Origin of the sequence: Ancylobacter sp. TS-1 (assembly GCF_009223885.1) — a bacterium.
In the GTDB taxonomy this organism is placed as follows: Bacteria; Pseudomonadota; Alphaproteobacteria; order Rhizobiales; family Xanthobacteraceae; genus Ancylobacter.
This window is the reverse complement of record NZ_CP045144.1, coordinates 1550325-1562233: the sequence shown is the minus strand read 5'-3', so window position 1 is coordinate 1562233 and position 11909 is coordinate 1550325. Positions and strand designations below refer to the sequence as shown.

The following is an 11909-nucleotide window of genomic DNA, read 5'->3' as shown; positions in this document are numbered from 1 at the left end:
CGGGTCGGGAGAGGTTGGCAGTGATGTTCGCGTGGCAGGCGCCCGACCGGGAGGTCGACGCACTCGTTGGGGGCCGCCACAACGATCCGTTCGGCCTGCTGGGCCCGCATGAGAGCGCCGACGGCCTCGTCATCCGCGCCTTCGTTCCCCATGCCGGCACGCTGGAGGCCATCGAGCCCGACGGCACGCGAATCGCCGCGCTGTCCCGCCGCCACGACGCCGGATTCTTCGAGGCGCTGGTGCCCGGCCGTCCCGCCTGGGCGCGCTACCGCCTGCGGGCGCGCAATGACGGCGGCGAATGGGAGCTCGACGATCCCTATTCCTTCGGGCCCGTGCTCGGCCCGATCGACGACTATCTGCTCGTCGAGGGAACCCATCGCCTGCTTTATGAGCGGCTCGGCGCGCATCCCTGCGAGCATGAGGGCGTGGCGGGCGTGCGCTTCGCGGTGTGGGCGCCGAACGCCTCGCGCGTCTCGGTGGTCGGCGACTTCAACACTTGGGACGGGCGCCGCCACCAGATGCGCAAGCGCGTCGACAGCGGGCTGTGGGAGCTTTTCGCCCCCGGCGTCGGCGAAGGCACCATCTACAAATACGAGATCGCCGCCGCCGACGGCCGCCTGCTGCCGCTGAAGGCCGACCCGTTCGGCTTCCGCGGCGAGTTCCGCCCCGCCACCGGCTCGGTGGTGGCGCGCACCGACACGTTCGAGTGGCACGACGAGGCCCATATCGCCGCCCGCGCGCAGGGCGAGGCGCGCCGCAAGCCGATGAGCGTCTACGAGGTGCATCTGGGCTCCTGGCGGCGCGGCGAGTGGGGCCGCTTCCTGACCTATGACGAACTGGCCGACCAGCTCGTCTCCTATGCCGCCTGGATGGGCTTCACCCATATCGAGCTGCTGCCCATCTCCGAGCACCCGCTCGACGCTTCCTGGGGCTACCAGCCGATCGGCCTGTTCGCGCCGACCAGCCGCTTCGGCGACCCGGCCGGCTTTGCCCGCTTCGTCGACCGCGCGCATCAGGCGGGGCTGTCGGTGATCCTCGACTGGGTGCCGGCGCATTTCCCGACCGACATTCACGGCCTCGCCCATTTCGACGGCTCGACGCTCTACGAGCATCCCGACCCCCGGCGCGGCTTCCACCCCGACTGGAATACGGCGATCTACGACTTCGGCCGGCGCGAAGTCGCCAATATGCTGATCGCCAACGCGCTGTACTGGCTCGACCGTTTCCACATCGACGGTCTGCGCGTCGATGCGGTGGCCTCGATGCTCTATCTCGACTATTCGCGCCGGCAAGGGGAATGGTCGCCCAACCCCGACGGCTCCAACGACAACAAGGACGCCGTCGCCTTCCTGCGCCGGGCCAACGAGGCCATCTATGCCGAGCATCCCGGCACCGTGGTGATCGCCGAGGAATCGACCTCCTGGGCCGGCGTCTCGCAGCCGGTCTATGCCGGCGGCCTCGGCTTCGGCTTCAAGTGGAACATGGGCTGGATGCACGACACGCTCGACTACATGTCGACCGGCGCCGTCTACCGTCCCTGGCACCACGACAAGATCACCTTCGGCATCACCTACGCCTTTTCGGAAAACTTCGTGCTGCCGCTCTCCCATGACGAGGTGGTGCACGGTAAGGGCACGATCTTCGGCCGCATGCCGGGCGACGACTGGCAGCGCTTCGCCACCCAGCGCGCCTATTACGGGCTGATGTGGGCCTATCCCGGCAAAAAGCTGCTGTTCATGGGCCAGGAATTCGCCCAGCGCCGCGAATGGAGCGAGGAACGCTCGCTCGACTGGCACCTGACCGACCAGGGCCCGCACCATCGCGGCATGCAGATGCTGGTGCGCGACCTCAATTTCCTCTACCGCGACGTGATCGCTCTGCACGCCCGCGACTGCGAGCCGGAAGGCTTCCGCTGGATCGTGGTCGACGACAAGGACCAGTCGGTGTTCGCCTGGCTCCGGTTCGGGGCGGAGGGCGACCCGCCGGTGGCGATGGTCGCCAACCTCACCCCGGTGCCGCGCACCGACTACCGGCTCGGCCTGCCGCAGGCCGGCAGGTGGCGCGAGATCCTCAATACCGACGCGGCAGGCTATGGCGGCTCCGGCCTCGGCAATCTCGGCGCGGTGACGGCCCATGCCGACCCCGCGCACGGGCTGCCGGCCAGCGCGCGCGTGGTCTTGCCGCCGCTCGCCACACTCTACTTCATATGGGAACCGGAAGAGGCCGCGCCGCAGGGCGCGACCGGCGACCGGCAATAGAGACTTCAGGGAGACGACGCTTCATGGCACGGCCGACGCTTCAGCATGCTCCTCTGGCCCGTTCGGCCATGGCCTATGTCCTTGCCGGTGGCCGGGGCAGTCGTCTCATGGAGCTGACGGATCGCCGCGCCAAGCCGGCCGTCTATTTCGGCGGCAAGTCGCGCATCATCGACTTCGCGCTGTCCAATGCCATTAATTCGGGCATCCGCCGCATCGGCGTCGCCACCCAGTATCAGGCCCACAGCCTGATCCGGCACATGCAGCGCGGCTGGAACTTCCTGCGGCACGAGCGCAATGAGAGCTTCGACGTGCTGCCGGCGAGCCAGCGCGTCTCCGAGACCATGTGGTATCTCGGCACGGCCGATGCCGTGTTCCAGAACCTCGACATCATCGAGGCCTATGACACCCGGCACATCATCATCCTGGCCGGCGACCACATCTACAAGCAGGACTACGAGATCATGCTCCAGCAGCATGTCGACCAGGGCGCGGACGTCACGGTCGGCTGCCTCGAAGTCCCGCGCGGGGAGGCGAGCGCCTTCGGCGTCATGCATGTCGACGCCAAGGACCGCATCATCTCCTTCCTCGAAAAGCCGAAGGACCCGCCGCCGATGCCGGGCAAGCCGGACAAGGCGCTGGCCTCGATGGGCATCTATGTCTTCGAGACCAAGTTCCTCATCGACCAGCTGCGCCGCGACGCCGCCGATCCGCTGTCGACGCATGATTTCGGCAAGGACATCATCCCCTACATCGTCAAGCACGGCAAAGCCTCGGCGCACCATTTCGCGCGCTCCTGCGTGCGCTCGGACATGGAGACCGCGCCCTACTGGCGCGACGTCGGCACGGTCGATGCCTATTGGGAAGCCAATATCGACCTGACCGGCGTGGTGCCAGAACTCGACCTCTACGACCGCGACTGGCCGATCTGGACCTATGCCGAGATCACGCCGCCGGCGAAGTTCGTGCATGACGACGAGGGCCGGCGCGGACAGGCGATTTCCTCGCTGGTGTCGGGCGGCTGCATCATCTCCGGCTCGTCGCTGCGCCGGGCGCTGCTGTTCACCGGCGTGCGGATCAATTCCTACGGCTCGATCGAGAACGGGGTGATTCTGCCCTATGTCGAGGTCGGGCGGTCGGCGCGGCTGAAGAACGTGGTGATCGACTCGCATGTGCGCATTCCCGAGGGGCTGGTGGTCGGCGAGGATCCGGTCCTCGACGCCTCACGTTTCCGCCGGACCGAGAAGGGCATCTGCCTCATCACCCAGTCGATGATCGACCGGCTGTCGAGCTGATGCGGCCCCGCGCCCGGACAAGTCATCCGGGTGACGGGGAGCGGGCCTAATGGTGCAGGACGGCGCGGGGCGCGGCAGCGGCAGGCTGGCGCGGAATATGCAGCCGGGAATTCAGTGCGCGGGATCGGGGCGTGTCATCCTTGAAGGTTCTTTCGGTCGTTTCGGAAGTTTTTCCGCTGGTGAAGACCGGCGGCCTGGCCGATGTGGCCGGCGCGCTGTCGGCGGCGCTGGCGCCGCACGGCGTCATGCTGCGCACGCTGATCCCCGGCTATCCCTCCGTCATGGCGGCGCTGGAGTCGGGCGAGCCGGTCCACCGCTTCGACCAGCTCTTCGGCGGGCCGGCGCGGCTGCTGGCGGGCCGGGCCGGCGGGCTCGACCTCTTCGTCGTCGACGCGCCCCATCTCTATGACCGGCCCGGCGGCCCCTATGTCGGGCCGAACGGCGTCGACTGGCCCGACAATGCCCAGCGCTTCGCCGCGCTCGGCGTAGTGGCGTCGGGTCTCGGCCTCGGGCTGGTGCCGGGCTTCGTGCCGGACATCGTGCACGCCCATGACTGGCAGGCGGGTCTTGCCCCGGCCTATCTGCACTATTCCGGCACGCGGCGGCCGGGCACGGTGATGACGATCCACAACATCGCCTTCCAGGGCCAGTTCCCGGCACCGGTGGCGGCGCTGCTCGGCCTGCCGCCGCATGCCTTCGCGATCGACGGCATCGAGTATTACGGCATGGTCGGCTACCTCAAGGCCGGCCTGCAGCTTGCCGACCGCATCACCACCGTCTCGCCGGGCTATGCCGGGGAGATCCTGCTGCCGGACGGCGGCATGGGGCTCGACGGCCTGCTCAACATGCGCAGCCACGTGCTCTCGGGCATCCTCAACGGGCTCGACGACGAGGCGTGGAACCCGGCCACCGACCCGCTGATCGCGGCGCGCTTCGACGCCAAGGCGATGAAGGGACGCGCGGCCAACAAGGTGGCCTTGAAGGCGGCCTTCGGCCTCGATCCGGACCCGGACGCGCTGCTGTTCGGCGTGGTCAGCCGGCTGTCCTGGCAGAAGGGGCTGGACCTGCTGGCCGACAGCCTCGGCACGCTGCTCGGGCTCGGCGCGCAACTCGTGCTGCTCGGCTCGGGCGATGCCGATCTTGCCGGGCGCTTCGCCGGGGCGGCGCAGGCGCATCCCGGCCGCATCGGCGTGCGCCTCGGCTATGACGAGGCGGTGGCGCACCGGCTTCAGGCCGGCTCCGACGTGCTGATCGTGCCCTCGCGCTTCGAGCCCTGCGGGCTCACCCAGCTTTCCGCGCTGCGCTATGGCGCGCTGCCGCTGGTGGCGCGTGTCGGCGGCCTCGCCGACACGGTGATCGATGTCAACGAGATGGCCCGCACGACGGGGGTGGGAACCGGCGTGCAGTTCTCTCCCGTGACCGCGCCGGCGCTGCAACTCGCGCTCAAGCGCGTCGCCGGGCTGTGGCAGGACAAGGCGCTGTGGAAGAAGCTCCAGCGCAACGCCATGAGCACGGACGTCTCGTGGCAGCGCGCCGCCGGCCAGTATGACGCGCTGTTCCGCCAGCTCGCGGCGGAGCGCGGCGCGTGAGTTCCTATTCCGTCGCGTCCGGACGTCCCGAGCCGATGGGCGTCACCGCCGACGCCTCCGGCGTCAATGTGGCGGTGTTCTCGGCCCATGCCGAGCGGATTGAGTTCTGCCTGTTCGACGCGGCGGGCGAGGTCGAGATCGCCCGCATCGCCCTGCCGGAACGCACCGGTGACATTTTCCACGGCCATGTCGCCGGCGTGCCGGCGGGCGCGCGCTACGGGCTGCGCGCGGTGGGGCCGTGGGCGCCGGAGCAGGGGCACCGCTTCAATCCCTACAAGCTGCTGGTCGATCCCTATGCCAGCCGGCTCGACCGGCCGTTCCGGCTCGATCCGTCAATGTTCGACGCCCGCGCCCGCGGTGCCGCGCGCGACGAGACCGACAGCGCCGCCGCCGTGCCGAAGGCCATCGTGCCCGCGTCCGCCGCTCCCGGGGTAGGGCTGGTGGAGCGCGCGCCGTCGCCGCCGTTCCGCTGGGATGCGCAGGTGTTCTACGAGCTGCATGTGCGCGGCTTCACGAAGCTGAACGAGGCCCTTCCGGCCGAGATGCGCGGCACCTTCGCGGCGCTGGCCGAGCCGGCCGCGCTCGACCATCTGGTGCGGCTCGGCGTCACCACGGTCGAGCTGATGCCGGCCATGGCGTGGATCGACGAGCGGCATTTGCCGCCGCTCGGGCTGACCAATTACTGGGGCTACAACCCGCTGGTGTTCGGCGCGCCCGATCCGCGCCTCGCCCCGGGCGGCTTCGAGGAGGTCACGCGCGCCATCGCCGCGCTGCACGGCGCCGGCATCGCGGTGGTGCTCGATGTCGTGCTGAACCATACCGGCGAGAGCGACGAATTCGGCCCGACGGTGAGCCTGCGCGGCCTCGACAACGCGACCTATTACCGGCACGCCAAGGACGATCCCGCGCGCCTGCTCAACGATGCCGGCACCGGCAACACGCTGGCGCTGGAGCGGGCGCCGGCGCTGCGGCTCGGCATGGACGCGCTGCGGCGCTGGGCGGCCTGCGGGCTCGACGGCTTCCGCTTCGATCTCGCCGCCACGCTGGGGCGGCGAGTGGACGGTTTCGATCCCGATGCGCCCTTCCTCGCCGCGCTCCAGCAGGACCCCCTGCTGCGCGATCTCGCGCTGATCGCCGAGCCGTGGGACATCGGGCCGGGCGGCTATCAGGTCGGCCAGTTCCCGCCCGGCTGGGGCGAATGGAACGACCGCTTCCGCGACACGGCCCGGCATTTCTGGCGCGGCGACGGGCCGGTGGGCGAGCTGGCGACCCGGCTTTCCGGCTCGGCCGACATCTTCGCACGGCGGCACCGGCCGCTGTCGCGCGGGATCAACTTCGTCACCGCCCATGACGGCTTCACGCTCGCCGACCTCGTCGCTTTCGAGCACAAGCACAACGAGGCGAATGGCGAGCAGAACCGCGACGGCACCGACAATAACGGCAGTTGGAACCACGGCGTCGAGGGCTGGACCGAGGATCCCGCCATCAACGCCGCGCGGCGGGGCGACATGCGGGCGCTGCTGGCGACGCTGCTGGCGTCGCGCGGCACGCCGATGCTCACCATGGGCGACGAGTGCGGCCGCTCGCAGGCCGGCAACAACAACGCCTATGCACAGGACAACGAACTGACCTGGCTCGACTGGTCGAAGCTGGACGAGGATCTCGCCGCCTTCACCGCCCGGCTGGTGAAGCTGCGGCTCGACCATCCCGCCCTGCGGGGGGAGGCGCCGCTGACCGGGCGTCCGCCTGATGCCAGCGGCCTTGCCGATGTGGAATGGCGCAGCCCTGAGGGCGGGCCGGTCGACTGGGACGGGCCCGGCACGCGCACGCTGGTCGCGGTGTTCTACTCGCCCGCCGGCGACGGGCAGGGCGCCGACCGCGTGGCGGTGGCGCTCAACGCTTCGGGCGAGGCCCGGCAACTGGTGCTGCCGCTCCCCCGCGAGGGCTTCGTCTGGCGCACGGCGCTCGACACCGCGCAGCCGGACGGGATTACGCGCGAGGGGCAGGACGCGCTCGCCGCGCGCTCCGTGCGGATCGCGGTCGAGGAACCCGTCGCGGGCGGATCGCGCGGAAGCGGCGATCCTCAGCTCCTGCAGCGGCTTGCCGCCGGGGCGGGCATCGACGCGGAATGGTGGGACGTCACCGGCACGCATCAGGAGGTCGGCGACGATACCAAGCGCGCCCTGCTGGCGGCGCTGCGGCTGCCGGCCGGTACCGACGGGGAGGTGCGCGATAGCCTGGCGCTGCTGTCCGAGCAGCGTTTCGGGGCCGACCTGCCGCCGGCACGCGTGCTGCGGACCGGCGCGCCGCGCCTGCTGACGCTGGCGGGAGCGGCGGCCGACGCGCCGCGCCGGCTCGACCTCGCCATCCGCCTCGAGGACGGCGGCAGTCTCGAATTTCCGGTGCGCCCGGAGGACGGGCGCCGCGACACCGTCGAGCGGCCGGACGGACGGCTGGCCACGATCCGCACCATCGAACTGCCGGAACTACCGGTCGGTCGGCACCGTCTGGTGCTCGGCGCGGCCGAATGCCGGCTGACCGTGGCGCCGCGCGCCTGCTACCTGCCGGCGAGCCTCGCGGACGGCGGGCGGATCGCCGGCATCGGCACGCATCTCTACACGCTGCGGCGCGCGCAGGACGACCAGGGCATCGGCGACTTCACGGCGCTGGGCGACCTCGCCGCGCTGGCGGCCGGCGCCGGCATGGAGGTGCTGGGCCTCAACCCGCTGCACGCGCTGTTTCCGCACGAGCGCGAGCGGGCGAGCCCCTATTCGCCGTCCGACCGGCGCTTCCTCGATCCGATCTATATCGACATTGCCGCGCTGGGCATGGACCTCGCCGGCTTCGCGGCGGTCGCGGGCGAGGCGAGCGTCGACTACAGCGCAGTGTGGGCGGCCAAGGAGGCGGCGCTGAAAGGCGCCTTCGCGGCGTTCCAGAAGGCGCCGGACCCCGATTTCGACCGCTTCGTCACGGAGGGCGGGCAGACGCTGGCCCGCTTCGCGCTGCATCAGGCGATAGCCGCCGCGCATCCGGGCACAAGCTGGCGCGACTGGCCGGGCGGGCTCGCCGAGGCGGACGGGCCGGCGTCCGAGAGCTTCGGGCGCGAGAATGCCGGGGCGGTGCGCTTCGCGCTCTGGCAGCAATGGGTTGCCGACCGCCAGTTCGCCGCCGCTGCCGCGAAGGCGCGCGCGGCGGGGCTGTCGCTCGGCTTCTACCGGGACCTCGCGGTCGGCACCACGCCGGATGGGGCGGAGGCGTGGTCGGAGGCCTCCATGCTGATGCCGGGCGTCACCATCGGCGCGCCGCCCGATCCGCTGGGACCGGAAGGGCAGAACTGGAACCTGCCGCCCTTCGACCCGCTGGCGCTGACCCGCGACGGCTATGAGCGCTATGCCGGCCTCGTGCGCGCCAATATGCGCCATGCCGGGGCGCTCCGGATCGACCATGTAATGGGGCTGCGCCGGCTGTTCCTCATCCCGCACGGGGCCAGCGGGGCGGAGGGCACCTATCTCGCCATGCCCTTCGAGGACCTCGCCGGGCAGGTGGCGCTGGAGAGCGAGCGAGCGAAATGCCTCGTGGTGGGCGAGGATCTCGGCACCGTGCCGTTCGGCATGCGCGACCAGCTCAACGACGAGCGCATGCTGTCCTACCGGGTGCTGTGGTTCGAGCGGAACGGCGAGGACTTCATTCCGCCGGCCGATTATCCGGCTTTGGCGGCGGCGTGTGTGTCGACGCACGACTTGCCGACGCTGGCCGGCTGGTGGGCGGCGGTGGACCTCGACGAGCGCCGCGCACTCGGCCTCGAGGATGAGGCGAGCCATGCGGCGGCGCTGGAGGGCCGCGCCCGCGAGCGCGAGCATCTCGCGCAGGCGCTGCTGAGGGAGGGGCTCATCGCGCAGGTGCCGGCCGCCGATGCGCCGCTCGACGACGACTTTCTCGCCGCCGTGCACGGCTATGTCGCGCGCACCCCTTCCATGCTCGCCTTTGCCCAACTCGACGACCTTGCCGGCGAGAGCGTGGCGGTCAATTTGCCGGGCACCGACCGCGAGCGGCCGAACTGGCGGCGCCGGCTCGCCCGCCCGCTGCGGGAGGTGATGGAAAGCGCCCGCGCCCGCGCCGCGCTCGCGGCGATGACGCGCGAGCGCGGCGGCGGCTGAACCCGGTCAGGGTGTCGTCGGCGCGGGGGCATTCGGCGCCGGCACGGCCGGCGGCGGGGTCGTCATCGTGTCCGGCGCCGGGGGCGGCGGCGTGACCGGATCGGCCGCCGGAGGCACGGCGGGCGTCGTCGCGGCCGGCGGCGTCGGGTTCTCGGTCGGCTGTGGCGTCATCCGCCCCGAATACTGGACGGCGGCATAGGCCGCCAGGAGGAGGACGACGGCGGCGAGGATCAGCAGGGTGTTGCGGCTCATGGGCGCGTCTCCGGCGGGCGGTGGGCCGCGAGCGGATGATGCCGGGCCGGCCGGCGCGTGCCGCTCCCGAAATCGCTTCCGCACGCAGATTTCGATTGTCCCAACGTGACGATTAGACGAAAGTTCCGACATGCCCGGCATGGCTCGCCTGCCGGGACAAGGAGCGAGCCGCGAACGCGGCCACGCTGCCCGCAATGTCGGGCCGGACAGGGAGGGACCGAACATGCCGCACGCCGATTTCGACGTTGTTACGCTCTCGCCTTCCACCGTGCGCGTGATGCACCGTGTGGCCCACCACATCTATGAGTTCGCGCTGGTGGACGATGGCGACGGCCGCCGCGTGGTGAGCCGTGGGCCGCAGATCACCTTCGGCCGGGATTGTGTGATCCCCGCCTGGGACCTTGTCGGCGTGGCCGAGCAGGTCGCCGCCGCCACGGCGCGCCATACCGGCATGATCGACTGACGACGCCCGCGCCCTGAACGGCCCGGCCGCCCGCGCGGCCGCTTCGCGACGCGCGGCCCCCGGGCCGTGATCGCTCGCTTTTCCCTCCGCCGACCGCCTCGTGCGCCCTTGCGCGGGCCGCCGCCGTGCGTCCGCATGCCCCTTCGCGACCGCCGGATGGGTGCTGGTATCCCGCGATCAATCATGTATATGGAGAAATACATGTATATCGGCGGATATACGGAACAGGGAGCCACGCCATGTCGTCTCGCCGTCTTTTCCTGCGCCGCGCCTCGGCGTTGCTCGCCTTCGCCGGCCTCGTCGGCGTCTTGCTCGCGCCGGCCGGCCTGCGCGCGCAGGAGACCGTGCCGACCGTCTTCGCCGCCGCCAGCCTGACCAACGCCTTCCAGGACATCGGCAAGCTCTACAAGGAGAAGACCGGCAAGGACGTGACCTTCTCCTTCGCCGCCTCCTCGTCACTCGCCAAGCAGCTTGAGGCCGGCGCCCCCGCCGCCATCTTCGCCTCGGCCGACAACAAATGGATGGACTATGCCGAGGGCAGGGACCTGACCCTCAAGGCCACCCGTGTCACCCCCATCGGCAACAGCCTCGTGCTGATCGCCCCCGCCGACAGGGCGAGGGACGTGACCATCGACGGGTCGTTCGACTGGCTCGCCTTCCTCGGCGCTGACGGCAGGATCGCTACCGGCCTCACCGACAGCGTGCCGATCGGCATCTATGCCAAGGCGGCGCTGACCAGCCTCGGCCAGTGGGACAAGGTGAAGGCGCGCATCGTCGGCACCGAGAGCGTGCGCGCCGCGCTGGCGCTGGTCGAGCGCGGCGAGGCCGCCGCCGGCATCGTCTATTCCACCGACGCCGCCATCGCCAGGAACGTGAAGGTCATCGCCACCTTCCCGTCCGACAGCCACCCGCCGGTCGAGTATCCGTTCGAGATCGTGAAGGGGCAGGACAATCCGGCGACGCGGGCGTTCTTCGCCTTCCTCACCAGCCCGGAGGCGAAGGCGGTGTACGCCAAATACGGCTTCGTGGTGAAGTGACGTCCTCCTCTTGAGAGGGCAAGCGGATCGAGCCGTGTGCGTGCTTCGAGGCCGGCCATTCGGCCGGCACCTCAGCATGACGTAACGTGCTGGATCATGAGAACCACGTCATCCTGAGGTGCTCGCGCAGCGAGCCTCGAAGGATGTTCGTTTCAGGGCGGAAAGCATGCTCACCCCCGAGGAATGGACGGCCGTCCTGCTGAGCCTGAGGGTCGCTTTCTGGGCGACCTTCTGGAGTCTGCCCGTCGCCGTGCTGACGGCCTGGGTGCTGGCGCGCGGGCGCTTTCCCGGCCGGGGGATGCTGGACGGCATCGTCTATCTGCCGCTGGTGCTGCCGAAGGTGGTGGTGGGCTATCTTCTCCTCCTCACGCTGGGCGCGCGCGGCTTCATCGGCCAGTATCTCGACGCCTGGTTCGGCATAAAGCTGATCTTCACCACGGCCGGCGCCACGGTGGCGGCTGCCGTGGTGAGCTTCCCGCTCACCGTCAACGCCATCCGCCTCGCGCTGGAGGCGGTCGACCGGGGGCTGGAGACGGCGGCGCGCACGCTGGGCGCCTCACGGCTCGACGTGTTCTTCTCGGTGACGCTGCCGCTGATGCTGCCGGGCATCCTCTCCGGCGCGCTGCTCGCCATCGCCTCGGCGCTGGGCGAGTTCGGCGCCACCATCACCTTCGTCTCCAATATCGAGGGCCAGACCCGCACCATCCCGCTCGCCATCTACAGCGCCACTCACATCCCGGACGGTGACGCCATGGCGCTGCGGCTGACGCTTGTGTCGGTCGTGCTGGCGCTCGCCGCGCTGCTGCTGGCGAGCCTCGTCGACCGGCGCATCCGCGCGCTGATCGGGCGGGCGTGAGGGCG

At 70.5% G+C, this 11909-nt stretch carries 8 protein-coding genes; 7 read left to right on the top strand and 1 reads right to left on the bottom strand.

Annotated features, from left to right (window positions below; all coding sequences use genetic code 11):
• Positions 1-23 precede the first annotated feature (23 nt).
• From glgB to glgX, 4 genes are all read left to right on the top strand, one after another.
• A complete protein-coding gene (gene glgB / locus GBB76_RS07515) occupies positions 24-2258 on the top strand; it encodes a 1,4-alpha-glucan branching protein GlgB (RefSeq protein ID WP_152302731.1) in 2235 nt (744 codons plus the stop codon).
• 23 nt (positions 2259-2281) lie between these two features.
• Positions 2282-3550: a glucose-1-phosphate adenylyltransferase gene (glgC, locus tag GBB76_RS07510; RefSeq protein WP_152302730.1), complete on the top strand. Its 1269-nt coding sequence runs from the start codon at positions 2282-2284 to the stop codon at positions 3548-3550.
• A 131-nt stretch (positions 3551-3681) separates the two neighbouring features.
• Positions 3682-5139 (top strand): glycogen synthase GlgA, encoded by a 1458-nt coding sequence (gene glgA, locus GBB76_RS07505; protein ID WP_152302729.1) that lies wholly within the window; start codon positions 3682-3684, stop codon positions 5137-5139.
• Between the two features lie 35 nt (positions 5140-5174).
• Positions 5175-9296 (top strand): glycogen debranching protein GlgX, encoded by a 4122-nt coding sequence (gene glgX / locus GBB76_RS07500; protein WP_371717112.1) that lies wholly within the window; start codon positions 5175-5177, stop codon positions 9294-9296.
• Positions 9297-9302: 6 nt separating this feature from the next.
• Here glgX and GBB76_RS07495 read toward each other — a convergent pair whose 3' ends face one another.
• Positions 9303-9548, bottom strand: a complete 246-nt coding sequence (locus GBB76_RS07495; RefSeq protein ID WP_152302727.1) for a hypothetical protein — start codon at positions 9546-9548, stop codon at positions 9303-9305.
• 223 nt (positions 9549-9771) lie between these two features.
• On the opposite strand from GBB76_RS07495, the gene GBB76_RS07490 reads away from it, so the two are divergent.
• The 3 genes from GBB76_RS07490 to modB all read left to right on the top strand — a co-directional run bounded on the left by GBB76_RS07490 (position 9772) and on the right by modB (position 11904).
• Positions 9772-10011: a hypothetical protein gene (locus GBB76_RS07490; RefSeq protein ID WP_152302726.1), complete on the top strand. Its 240-nt coding sequence runs from the start codon at positions 9772-9774 to the stop codon at positions 10009-10011.
• A gap of 239 nt (positions 10012-10250) precedes the next feature.
• Positions 10251-11048: a molybdate ABC transporter substrate-binding protein gene (modA, locus tag GBB76_RS07485; RefSeq protein ID WP_152302725.1), complete on the top strand. Its 798-nt coding sequence runs from the start codon at positions 10251-10253 to the stop codon at positions 11046-11048.
• Positions 11049-11214: 166 nt separating this feature from the next.
• Positions 11215-11904 carry a molybdate ABC transporter permease subunit gene (gene modB / locus GBB76_RS07480; RefSeq protein WP_152302724.1) on the top strand — a complete coding sequence of 230 codons (690 nt, stop codon included), beginning with the start codon at positions 11215-11217 and terminating at the stop codon, positions 11902-11904.
• Positions 11905-11909: the final 5 nt, after the last annotated feature.